18 protein-coding genes, 1 tRNA gene and 1 pseudogene are annotated in these 14,841 nt (G+C 71.4%); 4 read left to right on the top strand and 16 right to left on the bottom strand.

The annotated features are described in order from the left end of the window. The first annotated feature begins 101 nt into the window (after positions 1 to 101). The 3 genes from FIV43_RS19205 to FIV43_RS19195 all read left to right on the top strand — a co-directional run bounded on the left by FIV43_RS19205 (position 102) and on the right by FIV43_RS19195 (position 1,625). Positions 102 to 470: an FmdB family zinc ribbon protein gene (locus tag FIV43_RS19205; RefSeq protein WP_141015413.1), complete on the top strand. Its 369-nt coding sequence runs from the start codon at positions 102 to 104 to the stop codon at positions 468 to 470. Between the two features lie 86 nt (positions 471 to 556). Then, complete coding sequence (locus FIV43_RS19200) at positions 557 to 1,216, top strand: SAF domain-containing protein (RefSeq protein ID WP_141015412.1); 660 nt, start codon at positions 557 to 559, stop codon at positions 1,214 to 1,216. 49 nt (positions 1,217 to 1,265) lie between these two features. Continuing rightward, on the top strand, positions 1,266 to 1,625 hold the full coding sequence (locus FIV43_RS19195) for an MscL family protein (protein WP_141015411.1): 360 nt from the start codon (positions 1,266 to 1,268) through the stop codon (positions 1,623 to 1,625). Between the two features lie 51 nt (positions 1,626 to 1,676). On the opposite strand, the gene FIV43_RS19190 is transcribed toward FIV43_RS19195, so the two are convergent. Together FIV43_RS19190 and FIV43_RS19185 are read right to left on the bottom strand one after the other, a co-directional pair. Then, positions 1,677 to 1,934: a hypothetical protein gene (locus FIV43_RS19190; protein WP_141015410.1), complete on the bottom strand. Its 258-nt coding sequence runs from the start codon at positions 1,932 to 1,934 to the stop codon at positions 1,677 to 1,679. A gap of 13 nt (positions 1,935 to 1,947) precedes the next feature. Beyond that, the gene (locus FIV43_RS19185; protein WP_141015409.1) at positions 1,948 to 3,237 is read right to left on the bottom strand and encodes an LCP family protein; all 1,290 of its coding nucleotides are present in this window, start codon (positions 3,235 to 3,237) and stop codon (positions 1,948 to 1,950) included. 296 nt (positions 3,238 to 3,533) lie between these two features. Here FIV43_RS19185 and FIV43_RS19180 point away from each other — a divergent pair. Next, a tRNA-Arg gene (locus FIV43_RS19180) sits at positions 3,534 to 3,606 on the top strand. A gap of 52 nt (positions 3,607 to 3,658) precedes the next feature. Here FIV43_RS19180 and FIV43_RS19175 read toward each other — a convergent pair. The 14 genes and pseudogenes from FIV43_RS19175 to FIV43_RS19110 form a co-directional block, all read right to left on the bottom strand. Then, positions 3,659 to 4,354: a hypothetical protein gene (locus FIV43_RS19175; RefSeq protein ID WP_141015408.1), complete on the bottom strand. Its 696-nt coding sequence runs from the start codon at positions 4,352 to 4,354 to the stop codon at positions 3,659 to 3,661. 82 nt (positions 4,355 to 4,436) lie between these two features. Further along, positions 4,437 to 4,742, bottom strand: a complete 306-nt coding sequence (locus FIV43_RS19170; RefSeq protein ID WP_141015407.1) for a PQ-loop repeat-containing protein — start codon at positions 4,740 to 4,742, stop codon at positions 4,437 to 4,439. Next, positions 4,739 to 5,020, bottom strand: a complete 282-nt coding sequence (locus tag FIV43_RS19165; protein ID WP_141015406.1) for a SemiSWEET family sugar transporter — start codon at positions 5,018 to 5,020, stop codon at positions 4,739 to 4,741. Before FIV43_RS19165 ends, FIV43_RS19170 begins: the two co-directional genes overlap by 4 nt. Continuing rightward, a complete protein-coding gene (locus FIV43_RS19160) occupies positions 5,017 to 5,775 on the bottom strand; it encodes a 4'-phosphopantetheinyl transferase family protein (protein ID WP_181407592.1) in 759 nt (252 codons plus the stop codon). The genes FIV43_RS19165 and FIV43_RS19160 overlap by 4 nt, the downstream gene beginning before the upstream one ends. A 112-nt stretch (positions 5,776 to 5,887) precedes the next feature. Then, on the bottom strand, positions 5,888 to 6,511 hold the full coding sequence (locus FIV43_RS19155; RefSeq protein WP_141015404.1) for a hypothetical protein: 624 nt from the start codon (positions 6,509 to 6,511) through the stop codon (positions 5,888 to 5,890). Positions 6,512 to 6,762: 251 nt separating this feature from the next. Further along, the gene (locus FIV43_RS19150; protein WP_141015403.1) at positions 6,763 to 7,182 is read right to left on the bottom strand and encodes a carboxymuconolactone decarboxylase family protein; all 420 of its coding nucleotides are present in this window, start codon (positions 7,180 to 7,182) and stop codon (positions 6,763 to 6,765) included. After that, positions 7,179 to 8,144 carry an NAD(P)-dependent oxidoreductase gene (locus FIV43_RS19145; protein ID WP_141015402.1) on the bottom strand — a complete coding sequence of 322 codons (966 nt, stop codon included), beginning with the start codon at positions 8,142 to 8,144 and terminating at the stop codon, positions 7,179 to 7,181. Before FIV43_RS19145 ends, FIV43_RS19150 begins: the two co-directional genes overlap by 4 nt. Before the next feature lie 19 nt (positions 8,145 to 8,163). Beyond that, positions 8,164 to 8,912 (bottom strand): annotated as a pseudogene (locus tag FIV43_RS19140) (SDR family oxidoreductase). A gap of 119 nt (positions 8,913 to 9,031) precedes the next feature. Then, positions 9,032 to 10,492, bottom strand: a complete 1,461-nt coding sequence (locus tag FIV43_RS19135; protein ID WP_141015401.1) for an aldehyde dehydrogenase — start codon at positions 10,490 to 10,492, stop codon at positions 9,032 to 9,034. Then, positions 10,489 to 11,163: a nuclear transport factor 2-like protein gene (locus FIV43_RS19130; protein WP_181407591.1), complete on the bottom strand. Its 675-nt coding sequence runs from the start codon at positions 11,161 to 11,163 to the stop codon at positions 10,489 to 10,491. The genes FIV43_RS19135 and FIV43_RS19130 overlap by 4 nt, the downstream gene beginning before the upstream one ends. A 5-nt stretch (positions 11,164 to 11,168) precedes the next feature. Next, entirely contained in the window at positions 11,169 to 11,375 is a 207-nt protein-coding gene (locus FIV43_RS19125; RefSeq protein ID WP_141015400.1) for a ferredoxin, read from the bottom strand. A 7-nt stretch (positions 11,376 to 11,382) separates the two neighbouring features. Continuing rightward, positions 11,383 to 12,780 carry a cytochrome P450 gene (locus tag FIV43_RS19120; protein ID WP_231123542.1) on the bottom strand — a complete coding sequence of 466 codons (1,398 nt, stop codon included), beginning with the start codon at positions 12,778 to 12,780 and terminating at the stop codon, positions 11,383 to 11,385. Beyond that, positions 12,777 to 13,556 carry an SDR family oxidoreductase gene (locus tag FIV43_RS19115; protein ID WP_141015399.1) on the bottom strand — a complete coding sequence of 260 codons (780 nt, stop codon included), beginning with the start codon at positions 13,554 to 13,556 and terminating at the stop codon, positions 12,777 to 12,779. The genes FIV43_RS19120 and FIV43_RS19115 overlap by 4 nt, the downstream gene beginning before the upstream one ends. Further along, positions 13,556 to 14,824 (bottom strand): cytochrome P450, encoded by a 1,269-nt coding sequence (locus FIV43_RS19110; RefSeq protein ID WP_231123541.1) that lies wholly within the window; start codon positions 14,822 to 14,824, stop codon positions 13,556 to 13,558. The genes FIV43_RS19115 and FIV43_RS19110 overlap by 1 nt, the downstream gene beginning before the upstream one ends. Positions 14,825 to 14,841 lie beyond the last annotated feature (17 nt).

Genomic DNA, 14,841 nt, shown 5'->3' with positions numbered 1-14,841 from the left:
GCGGTCATTGTGCCGTCTCGAGGGGTCCTGGCGTAGCATTGGCAGTCGGAAACCGAGAGTGCTAACCGTTTCCCCGTCCCGTACCGCCCAGGAGCCGACCCATGCCCACCTACCAGTACCGCTGCTCGGAGTGCGACCACTTCTTCGAGCAGGTCCAGAGCTTCTCCGACGACGCGCTCACCGAGTGCCCGGAGTGCCGTGGCCGGCTGCGCAAGGTGTTCAACGCCGTCGGCGTCGTGTTCAAGGGCTCGGGCTTCTACAAGACCGACAGCCGCGGCTCCTCGACGTCGTCGAGCAGCACCGCCGCCTCCGGCACCGACGCCGGTTCCTCCGGCTCCTCCGGCGGGTCGTCCGGCGACTCCTCGAAGAGCCCCGCGGCCGCGGGCAGCTCCTCCAACAGCGGGTCGGGGAGCTCCTCGACGAGCGGGTCGAGCAGCTCGTCGTCGGCAGCCGCTGCTCCGTCCTCCTGAGCGCTGCCGCACACCCGCCGGCGGTGCCTGTGGAGAATCTCCCGGCGCCCTGGTGACCCACCGCTCGCGGCCCTAGCGTCGCGGCCATGCCTCGCACCGACCCCGCCCCACCACGCCGCCGCGCGGGCGACCTTCTCCGCTCGGTACGACGCCGGGTGCTGCGCCGGCGCCGCCTGCTCGCCGCCGCGGCCACCGCCGTCGCAGTCGCGGCCGGCCTGTCCGCGGTGGCCCCGACCGCACCGGCGACCAGCACCGTCGTCGTCGCCAGCCGCGACCTGCCCGCCGGCGCCCTGCTCGGCGCCGGCGACCTGACCGTCCGGGAGCTCCCCGACGGCGCGGTCCCGGACGGCACCCTCACCGCTCCCGCCGGTGCTGTGCTGGCCGGCTCGGTACGCCGCGGCGAGCCGATCACCGACGCCCGGGTGGTCGGCGCCGGACTGTTGCCCGACGGCGACGAACGGGTCGTGGTGCCGCTGCGACTCTCCGACAGCGAGCAGGCAGCACTGCTCGGTGCGGGCGACCTGATCGACCTGGTGGCCACCGACCCGTCGTCGGCGACGACCCGGGTGGTCGCCGAGTCGGTGACCGTGCTGGCCGTGCCGACACCACAGGGAGGAGGCGCGACCGGGGCGACGGGATCGCTCGGCGGGCGGCTGGTGATCGTGGCGGCACCGGTGACGGCCGCCGACGCGGTGGCGGCCTCCGGCGTGTCGTCGTTCGTGACGTTCCGTTGGGTGCGCCGTTAGGTTCTACTGCTGGGGTAGCGACGTCTGAGCATCTGCAAGGAGTGGATCGATGAGCGGTTTCAAGGCATTTCTCCTCCGCGGCAACCTCGTGGAGATCGCGGTCGGCCTGATCATGGCGACCTCGTTCGCCGTGGTGGTCTCGACCTTCACCGATGTGCTGATGGGATTCATCGGCAAGATCGGCGGACAGCCCAACTTCGACGAGGTCACCCTGGCCGACGTGGCGGTCGGACCGTTCATCACCGCGGTGGTGAGCTTCGCGATCCTCGCCGCGGTGGTCTACTTCCTGATCGTCATGCCCTACACGCGGGCGAAGGAGCGCTACTTCCCCGAGGAGGCCGACCCGAAGGCGCCCTCCGAGGTCGAGCTGCTCACCGAGATCCGCGACGCGCTGACCAACCGAGCCTGACGCAGGTCGACCGACGCGGCTCACTCCGCCGCTCGCTCGACGGGTGCCGCCTCATCCTCCGTGGTGGGGCGGCACCTGCGATTTCAGCCACCGGTCCGACGCCGACTCCCCCGGGCCGCCCGGCGCCGGTTCACGCTCGTCGCGCGTGGTCTCGGGCATCGGGTCGCCGAAGATCTCGGCCAGGCGGCGACGTCGCCTCCAATCGGCGGCACGGCGTTCGGCGTCGGTCGGCCCGGCGTCGGGCGGCCCGGCGTCGGCCGGGTCCGGCGCGGCGGGGTCCGCGGCGGCGTCGTACTGCTCGTCGGTCATCGTGGCCCCGGGGTCAGGTGCAGAGTCCGACCGCGGCCCGCTGGTCGTCCGAGAGGCCGCCGTCCTTCTTCTTGCCGTTCTTCTTGCCGCCCTGGCCCGAGCCGTCGCTGGGCGAGGCGGTGTCGGTGGGGTCCTCCGTGGTCGCGGAGGAGCCCTCCGGGTCGTCGGCCGCGCTGATCGACTGCTCCACGAACTCCTCGGTGAGCTGCTCGTCGTCGACCACCAGCTGCCAGAGCTTCTCGACGTCCTCGGTCCACTCGACCCGGCCCTCCTGGCGCGTGGAGTAGACCCATGGGGTGGTGACGAACTTGACGTTGCTGGGGCCGATCCCCTGGAAGTTCCCGGCCAGGTCGGCCATCTCGCCGACCGAGTCGAAGTCGGTCTGCAGCGAGTCGGTGAGCGCGTTCATGAAGCCGATCAGCCGGTCCGGCCGGGAGAGCGTGCCGGCGGAGAGCACCTTGTTGATCATCGCGGCGAGGAACGCCTGCTGGCGCTTGATCCGGCTCGGGTCGGTGCCGTCACCGGTGTGCCGGAGCCGGACATAGCTGAGCGCCTCGTCGTCCTTGATCTCCCGGGTGCCCGCCTCCAGCGTGATGCCGTGCTCGGTGTCGACGATGTCTTCGGGGATGCAGACCTCGACGCCGTCGAGCGCGTTGACCATGTCCTTGAAGCCGCTGAAGTCGATGACGACGTAGTTGTCGATCCGGATGCCGCTGACCTGTTCGAGCTGCTGGACGGTGCAGGCCGGTCCGCCCACCCCGAACGCCGCGTTCCACATGGCGTCGGTCTGCCCCGGGATCACCTCGCCGGACTCGTCGTAGCAGTCCGGACGGTCGACCAGCGTGTCGCGCGGGATCGAGATGCCGTAGGCGAACTTCCGGTTGGCGGAGAGGTGCACCAGGATCGTGGTGTCGGAGACCCCACCGCCGGCCTCGCCGTCGATGCCGTTGCCCTCACCCTCGCGAGTGTCGGAGCCCATCACCAGGATGTTGAGCGGCTCCTGCGGCCCGGTGACGTCCTTCTTGTCCGGCCGGTTCTTCAGCTGCGAGGTGATGTCGTAGCGGTCGAGGTTGCCGTTCCAGTGGTTGTAGAGGAGCACCACGCCGACGCCGGTGACCAACGCGAGCGCCAGCAGGGTCGCGGTGATCGTCTTGGCCACCGTGTGCCCGGGCAGGTAGCGCTTGCGGCGCCCCCCACCGCGCGAGGCACCACCGCGACCGGCCTTCCCGCGGCGGGCGGCCCGGGAGGTGCCCACCTTGCGGGCACCGGCGACCGGAGAGGTCTCCGGGTTGTCCTGGCTCATCGTCCACCTGGTGGGTCGGCGCCCCTACTGGGCGGGCTCGGTACGAACGTGACGTGGTCGAGGCACTGCCGAATCAGTGGCCTGGTGCGCCGCAGCACCTGCCCAGGGTACGAGTCGCGGACAAGCGCCGGCGCGAACTCCTACTGATGGCCTCGCCGACCATTCTCGCTGGTCACGGCGCTGCAACCGAATCGCGCCGCGCCACGGCGGCCCTGTCCCGGGTCATCGGCACGACGACGCGGCGGGCGGGGCGCGGCAGGGAGGCGCCGTACAACCTGCCACAATGCCACCTGCACGCCCCCGTAGCTCAGTGGATAGAGCAGCCGCCTCCTAAGCGAAAGGTCGTAGGTTCGACTCCTACCGGGGGCACCGCGTCGTCACCGGCGCTGGCATGCGTCACGTCCGCCCAACTCAGCCCGACTCAGCCGAGTCCGAGGCGCTCGAGGATGCGTCGACCCTGCGGGGTCGTCCGTGAAACCGGGCCACCGGCGACCAGGCGAGAGCCGGCCGGCTGATAGGAGATCCCGTCCAGCAGCGCGCCGAACTCCGGGTCGCCGGCCCAGGCGACAGCTCCCGGCGGCAGGGTGGCCCCGGGGGCGAACAGCCCGCTCGGCCCCACGACGATGATGCTTCCGTCAGGACCCACGGGCCGGATCAGGGTGCGCGCCGGACGGTAGGCCTGCGGAAGGACGAAGATGACCGGATCCTCGGACTCGGTCGCCCCGTCGCAGGAGGCGTCCCCGCCCGGGCCGTCCGCTCCGATGACCACTCCGACGAGGTGGATCGTGCCGAAGCGGTCCTTGCGGAACGCCGGTGGCTGGATGCCCGAGATCACAGCCGCGGCCGACCGCCACACGCAGTCGCCCTGCCCGCCGTCGCGGAAGGCGGGTGCACCGGGTCGACCTATGTAGCGGAACTTGCTCTCCTTGACCAGGTCCGCGGCCTGGAGACTCGCGTCCTTCACCTTCGCGCTGGTGACGGCACCGTTCTTGATGTCCTTGGTGCCGATCGTCGCTGCGGCATAGCCGGTCCCGGCGGCTGCGACGACGAGAGCAAGGATCGCCATCGCCATCGACGCCGACGGCAGCGCCCCTTGGATCCGTTTGAGTGTGAACATCGCGATCGCCTCCTGGAGATCGGGCCGGACAGCACTCGAATCTGGCACGCGCACGCGCGGATCGGTCTCGGTTGGGACGGGTCTACCCTGATTTGGTCGTGCCGGACCGGCCCGGATCCGACCTGGCCCCGGACGAGCGCAGCCGTGCGGCCAGGATGATCGCGCAAGCGGGAGCGATCACCAGGTTCGGCAGTGCGATCGCCCAGAGGCCGTCGGCGACGCCGTACACGATCCAGGCCAGCGCCTGGGCGGTGGCGATGCTCCAGGTCCACACGCTCAGCCCGGAGAGCGCGGCGGGGTCGTGCCGCATCCGGAGGGTGCGCCGGGTCTGCGGCAGGAACTGGGCCACGTCGACCAGGCCGACCAACCACCCGAGCACCAGGCTCACGGTTGCACCACACGACGCCGTCGGGCACCGAGGACGACGGTCACGATCACCGCGGCGCAGGCGAGGTTGACGGCGCCAGCGAGCATCACCGGCCGGGCGTCGCGGAGTGCGCCGTAGCCGAGCAGCAGCGCGTTGAACGCGACCGCGACCCCGTAGGTCACCAGGCTGAGCGCGGCGAGTGAGGCCGGGTCGTGCCGGTACCGGAGCGCGCGGGCCGCCTGCGGCAGCCACATCGAGGCGGCGCCGAGCGCCGCCAGGTAGCCGACGGCCTCGATCACCGAGGGCGGGTGGCCACGGCCGCGCCGAATCCCTCCGGGGCGCGGACGTCGCGGACGAGCCATCCGTCGATCTCGCGTTCGGGGATGGCGGCGGTGCCCAGGTAGTCGGTCTGCGGGTCGCGGCCCAGACCGATCCCCACGCCCTTCAGGTAGGCCTCGGTGCGCGTCCAGGCGCGGGTGAACCGGCGGACCGCGTCGGCCGGGTCGCTCGCCTGCTCGACCTCGCTGACCTCGTCGGGGTGGAGCACCCCGAGCAGGCCGGTGAGCTCGGCGGGGTCCGGGTGACGCTCGACGTCGACACCCACCGGGTGGTCGGCGACCGCCACCAGGACCAGCCCGGGGGTGTGCGCCAGCGAGAACTCGACGTCGGCGCCCTCCACCCGCGGCCGGCCGTGCGGCTCGCCGCAGCCGGGGCAGTCGTGGCGTCCCCAGGTCACCGCCTCCGGATCCTGACCGGTGACTGCGCCGAGCACCCGGCGCGCAGCCGCGTGGGCCACCTCGTAGGCGTGTCGCAGCTCGGCACGGACGTACGCCGAGGCCTGCTCCTGCTCCTCGGCGTCGAACCACGCGCGGGCCTCGTCCAGCTCCGCGCTCGGGACCGTCGCGGTGTCCAGCGTCCAGATCCGTACGTCGGGACCGCCGGCTCCGCCCGCGAGGGCCGGCACGTCGAGCAGCCCGGTGAGCGCGGTCGGCTCGAGGAGCTCGGGGTGCGTGCCGGTCGTCGAGGGCGTCATCGCCCGGGTCGCGACTGTCATGCCTCCACCCTGCCGCATCACGGAAGGACCGGGTCCGGCGCCCCCGGCGTCCGAGAGAGCCAGGTCACATCGCCGCAGGTCCGGGCCGTGCACGCTGCCCCGGGTCGCAGGATCAGAGCAGGTCCCCGAGACCGAGCAGGTCCAGCAGGGTGCCGAGTCCGAGCGAGTCGAGCAGGCTGCTCAGGCCGAGCAGGTCGTCGAGCATCCCGAGCACCGCGCCGAGGCCGAGCGCGTCGAAGAGGTCCGGCAGGCCGAGGCTGTCGAGCAGGTTGACCAAGCCGAGCGAGTCGATCAGCTCGGCGACGCCGGCGGACTCCAGCAGGTCGTCCACGAGCGTGCCGAGGGTCTCCTTGTCCGCGTCCGCGGCCACCGCCAGGCACAGCCGCTCCGCCTTGCGCGCTGCACCGGCCCGCTGCTTGGTCGCGGCGAGACGACGCTCCGCCTTCTTCACCGAGGTGCGGGCCGCCGCCACGTCACCGCCCGACCGCCGGGCACGGGTCAGCGCACGCTGCCGCTGCTGGACGGCGCGACGCGCCTGCACGCGGGCCTTGCCGGCCCGGCTCGCGGCGGCGGCCAGGGGCTGGCAGCTCTTCGCGCTCCCGGCACGGGTGGTCACCGCGGACGTCGTGGTCGTGTCGGCTCCGACCGGTGCGGCCTGCGCGGCCGGTGCGGCGGCCAGCCAGGCTCCCGCGGCGACGGAGGCGGACAGGACGAAGCTGAGCAGGGCTCGATACATGGTGGTTCCCTCCCGAGTACGGGCCCGACGGGAGCGCGCAGGACCCGGTTCACCTGGAGCCGCCCCGGTGTCCGGCCTCCCTCCGGCCGACCACCGCCCATGCGAGCCTCCAGTCGCATTCGACCCTATTCACCTCGGCCGAGACGACGCAACCGACACCGGTTCGTGGTGAGACGCTCTGCCGTCGCCGGCCTCGGCAGACGCTCCGCCGGCGGGCCGGCAGCGCATCGGCCGGGCGGCTCGGCAGTGGGTCAGCCGTCCGCTTCCGGCGACTCGGCAGCCTCCGCCGCCCTCGCCCTCGCCTTCGCCGCCTTGGCGATCGTGTCCTCGACGACCGAGTTCATCCGGGAGCCGTTCGGCCAGCCGTCGTAGTGGCAGGCCAGGATCACCAGCTCGCGCAGCGCCTCCTCGTCCAGCTCGCCGTTCGCGAGGGCCGCCGGGATCTGGATGCCGAGCACGTCGTTGGCGCGCTGGCCCACCAGCATGCCGATCAGGAACAGCCGACGGTCGCGGGTGCTGAGCCCCGGCCGCTGCCAGATGTCGCCGAAGAGGTGCTCGACGGTGTAGCCGAAGAAGTCGCCGGTGCCGTCGGTCATCTCGAAGCCGTAGACCTCCTCCATCTTCTCCAGCCCGCGTCGGCGGATCTCGGGAAGGTCCTCGAACTTGCTCATCCGTGCTCCTCGTCTGCCGGGCCGTGGTGATGGTGGGTGTCGCTGTCGGAGTGGTCGGCGGAGTGGTCGGCGGAGTGGTCGTCCGGCGCTTCGGCCGCTGCGTCGGCGGCGGGCTGGGGCAGACCCAGCCCCGGCCCCAGCCGTTCGACCGCCAGCTCGGCCAGCGGCACCTCCACCCCGAGTCCCTCGGCGAGCTCCAGGGCGAACCCGAGGTCCTTCAGCCCGAGCGAGGTGACGTTGTCGAAGACGCCGTACCAGAAGTCGTCCGGGTCCAGCGGCGCCGTGGTGTCGCGGTGCATGATCGCCCCGGCCCCGCCGGTGATCGCATCGGTGTGCCGTACGACGTCACCCAGGTCGCGCAGGTCCAGCCCGGCCGCCTCGGCCAACCGTTGCGCCTCGGTCGCCGCGGTGAACGAGATGAAGTGCAGCATGTTGCGGGCCAGCTTGAACCGGGTCCCGGCACCTACCGGACCGGCATGCACGACCTTCGACCCGAGGACGTTCAGCACCGGCGCCGCCGCGGCGAAGCCCGCCGCCGTGCCACCCACCATCAGCGCCAACGACCCGTCCGCGGCGCCCATCGCCCCGCCGGACACCGGTGCGTCCAGCACGGTGACCCCGTGGGTCGCCGCCGTGTCGGCCAGCTCCCCCGGCGTGCTCGGCGCGACCGTGGAGTGGATCAGCACGGTCAGCCGGTCACCGGCCACCCCCAGCACCTCACCGAGGACCTCCCGGACCTGCTCGTCGTCGCGCACCATCACGCACAGCACGTCGCTGCGCGCCGCCATCGCAGCGACGCCGGCGGCGACGCCGGCCCCGGCGGCACGTGCCTCCTCGAGCGGCTCCGGCGCGACGTCGTACACCCAGACGTCGAGGTCCGCGGCCTGCTGTTGCGATGCCAGGCGCAGCGCCATCGGTTTGCCGATGTTGCCGAGTCCGACGAATCCGACGACCGTCGTCATTGTCCCGTCCCGTCGTCGATCAGAGCCGGAAGGTCTGGCCGCCGTCGACGGCCAGGATCTGGCCGGTGACCCAGGAGGCGTCGTCGGAGAGCAGGAACAGGCAGGCGCCGACCATGTCGTCGACCGACCCCATCCGCTTCAGCGCCAGCGAGTTGCGGACGATGTCCTGAGCGGCGTCGCCGGCCTGGACCCGGGTCGCCTCGGTGGCGGTCGGCCCGGGCGCGATCGCGTTGACCCGGATCTTCTGGCCGCCGAGCTCGTGGGCGAGCTGCTGGGTGAGGCTGTTGATCCCGGCCTTGGCCAGGCCGTAGAAGCCGGAGTAGAGGTAGGCGGCGGTGCTCGACTGGTTGACGACCGCCCCGCCCCGCGCTTGGCGATCTCGGGGTAGACCGCACGGGTCATCACCAGCGCGCCGTCCATGTTCACGCTCATGAAGCGGCGGTAGTAGTCCCAGTCGACGCTGATCAGCAGGTTGAACTCCATCGCCCCGTAGATCGCGGCGTTGTTGACCAGGTGGTCGATCCCGCCGAACTCCGCGACGGTCCGCTGCACCAACGCCTCGGCGGACTCGGCGCTGGAGACGTCGCAGGAGACGAAGAGCGCGCGCCCACCGGACTCGTTGATGGAGGCGGCCACCTTCGCGCCGGACTCCTCGTTCATGTCCGCCACCACGACCGCCGCACCCTCGGCCGCCAGGGCCCTGGCGTAGGCCTCACCGATGCCTTGGGCGGCACCGGTGACGATGACGACCTTGTTCTCGAAACGCATGGTTCTCCTTGTCACATCTGTCACAGGTTTCACCGGTTATCCGGGGAAACCCGCACTTTCGGGGCCGCTACACGGCGTGTCGTGCGGGTTTCACCGGTCAGCCGGTGAAACCCGCAGCCTCACGCCGGCTCCGCGATCGTCTTCGTCTCCAAGTACTCCTCGAACCCGGCCACGCCCATCTCCCGCCCGATCCCGGACTGCTTGTAGCCGCCGAAGGGGGCGTCGGGGCTGAACCAGACGCCGCCGTTCACGGCGAGGGTGCCGGTGCGGATCCGCGCCGCGACGGCCCGGGCCCGGTCGAGCGAGGCCGAGTCGACCGAGCCGGAGAGTCCGTACGCCGAGTCGTTGGCCAGCCGCACCGCGTCGTCGTCGCCGTCGTGGGCGATGACGACCAGGACCGGGCCGAAGATCTCCTCCTGGGCGAGTCGGCTGGAGTTGTCCAGTCCGGCCACCACGGTCGGCTGGACCCAGTTGCCGGGCCGGTCGATGACCGCGCCGCCGGTGGCGAAGCGGCCGCCCTCGGCCAGTGCGACGTCGAAGTAGGACGCGACCCGCTCGCGCTGCACCGGCGAGATCACCGGGCCGCAGATGGCGCCGGGGTCGGCGGGGTCCTTGGCGCCGATCGACTCCATCGTCGCCGCGGCCACCTCCACCGCCTCCTCGTAGCGGTCCCGCGGCACGATCAGCCGGGTGGTGATCGCGCATCCCTGGCCGGCGTGGATGCAGGCGGCGAAGGCGGTGGCACCTGCCACGGCGGCCACGTCGGCGTCGTCGAGGGCGATCGCGGCGGACTTGCCGCCGAGCTCGAGGAAGACCTTCTTCAGGGTGGGCGCGGCCGCGGCCATGATCGCCCTACCCACGCCGGTCGAGCCGGTGAAGGAGACCATGTCCACCCGCGGGTCGGTGGCCAGCACGGACGCGACGTCGTTCGACCTCGGCGTGACCACGTTGAAGACGCCGGGCGGGATGTCGGTGTGCTCGGCGACCAGGCGGCCGAGCTCGGCGGCGACCCACGGGGTGTCCGGCGCCGGCTTGAGCACCACGGTGCAGCCGGCGGCCAGGGCGGGTCCGATCTTGGCGAGGTTGATCTGCGTCGGCACGTTCCACGGCGTGATCGCGCCGACCACGCCGACCGGCTCGCGTCGTACGGTGCGGCGCGACGCGATGCCCATCGGGGAGGCGACGCCGAGGTCGGACTCGAACTCGTAGGCCTCGGCCAGGTCGGTGACCCACTGCAGCCCGTCCACGGGTACGTCGAAGCCGGCGGCGCCCATCATGAAGCCGGGCATCCCGACCTCGGCGGTGGTGAGCGCCTTGAAGGCCTCCGCGTCGTCGAGGAGCGCGGCGTGCAGCTGGCGCAGGCAGCGGACCCGCAGCGCGCGGTCGGTCGACCAGGCGGTCTCGTCGAACGCCCGCCGGGCGGCCGCGACGGCGGCGTCCAGGTCGGCGACGGTGCCGTCGGGAGCGGTGCCGATCTCCTCCCCGGTCGCCGGGTTCCAGATCGGGTACGACGCCCCGTCGGACGCCCCGACGAGCTTGCCGTCGATCAGCTGCTGCGCCGGCGGCGGCAGCGCGCTCACGCGGTGGCCCCCGCGTCGGAGGCAGCGTCGGAGGCGGGATCGGCCGGAGCGGGGGCGGCCTGCTGGGTGACGTACTTCCCGGCCTCGACCGGCGGCGGCCACACGGTCGAGGGCAGGTCCTTCAGGTGGTAGTGCCCGGGCACCTCGTGGCCGAACACCTTCATCCGGTCGCGGAGGGACTGGGGCGCCTTCCCCGAGCCGACGATCTCCATCATCGAGTGGGCCATCGAGCCGAAGTCGAACCAGTCGCGCTGCCAGTCGATCTTGATCTGCCCGGCGTCAGCACCCTCGGTGACGCGCTTGAGACCGAACCAGGAACCACCCAGACCGGTGATCTCGAACTCGGTGCCGGTGGCGTCGTCGATGATCCCCGACCGCTGCTTCCAGAAGCCGACGACCATCGCCTTCTCCTCGTCGATCACGGTGCATACGTAGTCGTAGTGCCAGCCGTCGAAGCCGTCCATCTCGATGCCGATGGCCCAGTCCCGGATCTGGTCGCGGCCGACGGCCATGAAGTGCTCGTCGGGTGTGAGCATCCAGCCGTAGGTGGCGTCCTCGGCGAACCACTCGGCCATCGGCCGCCAGTCGCCACTTGCCTCGACGTCGCGGTTGATCTGGAGCCAGGTGCCCCAGAACTCCTCGATCTCGGGGCGGGTCAGCTTGTCGCTCATGCGGTTCAGTCCTCTTCTTCGATGGAGAGTGCGAAGGCCGGGCAGTACCTCACGGCCGTGGTCACGTCCTCGCGGCGCGACCCGTCGGGATGCTCGTCGAGCACGACGACCACGTCGGTGGCCTCGTCGAACCCGAACACGTCCGGCGCCTCGCCCTGGCACATCTGGTGCCCCTGGCAGACGCCGAGGTCGGCGACGACCTTGAAGCCCATCGCCGGGTCACCCCCGTCGCCGGCGGTAGCGGACCCGCGCCGGCTGGGCGAGCTGGATGACCATCTTGGTGAAGTCGTCGGCGTAGGAGTCCAGCGGCTGCACCGGCTCGAAGGTGAAGTCGCGCAGGATGACCGAGAAGATCGCCTTCATCTGCATCATCGCGAAGGCGTTGCCGACGCAGCGGTGCTTGCCGGCGCCGAACGGGATCCAGGTCCAGCGGTTCTGCAGGTCCTCCTGGCGCGGGTCGACGTACCGTGCCGGGTCGAACTGCGCGGCCCTGGGGAAGTCCTCCTCGATCCGGTTGGAGACCCGGGGCGAGGAGGCGACCACGGTGCCGGCCGGGATGGTGTGGCCGAGGAGCTCGAAGTCCTCCTGCACCAGCCGCATCAGGATCACCAGCGGCGGGTGCAGCCGCAGGGTCTCCTTCAGGGCCGACTCCAGGACCGGGATCGAGCGGAGCGCCTGGAAGGAGACCTCCGGCGCAGTGCCGTCGGCGCCGGGGGCGTAGAGCTCGTCGAGCTCGGCGACCACGTCGGCCATCACCGCGGGGTGGCGCAGCATCTCGATCATCGCCCAGGAGGCGGTGCCCGAGGAGGTGTGGTGCCCGGCGAACATCATCGAGATGAAGATGCCGGTGATGTAGTCGGCGTCCATGCCCACCGCGATCAGCACGTCCAGCAGGTCGCGCTCCTCCTTGGGCACCTCGCCCCGGGCGAGCCGCGCGTCCAGGATCGCCTGCACCTTCGCGACCAGCTCCTCCCGGGCCCGGTCGCGCACCCGGAAGCTCTCGATGTCGGCGTAGGCGTCGACGTAGGCGATCGCGTCGGTGCCGTGCTCGAGCCGGTGGTAGATCTCGGCGAACGAACCGTCGAGCTGGTCGCGGAACGGCTTGCCGATCAGGCACGCGGAGGTGGTGTAGATGGTCAGCTCGGCGAAGAAGTCGAGCAGGTCGATCTCGCCCTCCTCGCCCCAGTCGGCGACCATCCGTCGGATCTCGGCCTCGATCGTCTGCGCGTGACCGCGCATCATGTCCCCGCGCAGCGCCTGGTTCTTCAGCATCTGCTGCCGCTCCTCCGGCGAGGCGTCGAAGACCACGCCCTTGCCGAAGATCGGCGTCATGAACGGGTACGCCGCCGCTTGGTCCAGCACGTCGTCGGGCGCCCGGAAGAAGGCCTCGTTGGCCTCGGCGCCGGTGACCAGGACGACGTCCTTGTCGGCCAGCCGGAAGCGGCCGAGGTCGCCGCACTCGTCGCGGACCCGGTGGAAGAGGGCGATCGGGTCGACCCGCATCTCGGGCAGGTGGCCGGTCCCCTTGATGATGTCGGGGACCGAGGGGTCCTGGTCGTCGAGGACGGTGGAGACCTCGGGGATGTCGGCCAGCTTCTCGTTCATCGTCGCGGTCATGACTTCTTCTCCACTGGTGCTTCGGGATTCACGTCGACAGGACTGATGTGCACGCCCCGGGGCGCGCTGACGACGGTCACGATCGCGTCGGCGATCGCGGTGGCCTTGAGGAAGTGGGGGTGGCGGGCATGGCCCCACTTGACCCACTCGTTGAGGACCTTCGCGCCGGCCTCGGCGTCCCAGTCCGACCCCATCTCCGACCACGTCGGACCGGGCCGTACGACGGACGCGCGCACGCCGCTGCCCTCCAGCTCCATCTGCAGCGCCTCCACCAGCCCCTCGAGGCCGGACTTCGTGGCGCTGTAGCCCCGCATGAAGGGCCGCGCCCGCAGCGCCGTGTCGGAGGAGACGAAGACCAGGTCGCCCCGTTGCCGGTCGACCATCGGCGTCCCGAACGCACGGATCAGCCGGTGCGCGCCGATCACGTTGACGTCGAACTCGGCGGCCAGCTGGTCGGTGGTGGCGTCGATGACGCTGCCCGGAGCGAGCAGGCCGGCGTTGCACACGACGACCTCGGCCTCCCCGAGCGATGCCGTCACCGCAGCGGAGAACTTCTCGACCGACGCGGTCGAGGCGACGTCGAGGGGATGCACGAAGACCTCTCCGCCGGCGGTGCGGATGGCCTCCGCGACCTCCTCCAGCTTGTCCACGCGGCGGGCGCCGAGCGCCACCGGGAAGCCGGCCGCGGCCAGCGCCTTCGCGGTCTCGGCTCCGATCCCCGACGAAGCGCCGGCGACGACGGCGGGCCGGCGATCGGGATGCACGGGCTTCGGCATCACTGCCCCCGCTCGGTGAAGGTGACCGGCAGCGAGGCGAAGCCCCGCACGCTCGTCGAGTGCACGCGGACGGCGCGGTCGGCGTGCACCTCGAAGTGCTCGACGCGACGCACCAGCTCGCTCAGCACCACGCGCGCCTCCAGGCGGGCCAGGTTGGCGCCGAGGCAGAAGTGGCGGCCGGTGCCGAAGCTGAGGATCTGGCTCAGCTCGGTCTTCTCGCGATTGATGTCGAAGTCGGTCGGCTCGGTGAACACGTCCTCGTCACGGTTGGCCGAACCGAGCAGGACCAGTGCCTTGGAGCCTCCGGGGATGACGACGCCGGCCACCTCGGTGTCCTCGACGACGTAGCGGGCCAGCATCTGGCTGGAGGTGTCGTGGCGCAGCGTCTCCTCGATCCACCCCGCCACCTGGGCACCGCGGGCCTCGTCGTCGGCGTGGTCGGCGAGCACTTGGGCGCGCTGCTCGGGGTGCGCGCTCAGGTGGAAGAGCGCGTTGCCGAGCAGCTTGGTGGTGGTCTCGTTGCCGGCGACCACCATCAGGAACAAGAACGCCATCACCTCCCCGTCGTGCAGCTTCTCGCCGTCCAGCTCGGCGGCGAGCAGGGCGGAGGTGAGGTCGTCGGTGGGGTTCGCGCGACGCTGCTTGACCATGTCGCCGTAGTAGCCGAAGAGCTGGATCGAGGCCTCCATGCCCGCGGCCGGCACGTCTCGTACGCCGTCCTCGCGGTGGACGACCAGGTCGGCCAGGCGTCGTACCTCGTCGCGGTCGGCCTCCGGCACGCCCATCATCTCGGAGATGACGTCCATCGGGAGCTTGCCGGCGAAGTCGGCGATCCAGTCGGCCTCGCCGTGCGCGGCGTTGGCGGCGAAGGTGCGTTCCAGGTAGCGCTCGGTCAGCGACTGCACCTCGGGGGCGAGCTCCTTGACCCGGCGCGGAGTGAAGGCCTTGGAGACCAGTCGCCGGATCCGGGCCTGCTCGTCCCCGTCGAGCCCGAGGAAGCTCATCACCTTGTGCGCGTCGGGGTTCCAGGCGGTGGCGTCCAGCGAGACCCCCATGCGGTTGGAGAAGACATCGTCGCGGCGCAGCACGTCGAAGACGTCGGCGTGGCGCGAGATCACCCAGATGTCGTCGATCGGGGCGTGGTGGACGGGCGAGTGCTCCCGCAGCCAGGCGTACGTCGGGTACGGGTCCTCGTGGAAGTCGTAGTCGTAGGGGTCGAACCGGAACTCGCCGGTCGCGGAGCCCCGACTGGCCATTAGACTGGACACGTGTCCAGATTAGGACG

It is taken from the genome of Nocardioides sambongensis (genome assembly GCF_006494815.1).
GTDB lineage: Bacteria > Actinomycetota > Actinomycetes > Propionibacteriales > Nocardioidaceae > Nocardioides > Nocardioides sambongensis.
This window is presented reverse-complemented; position numbering and strand designations above follow the sequence as displayed.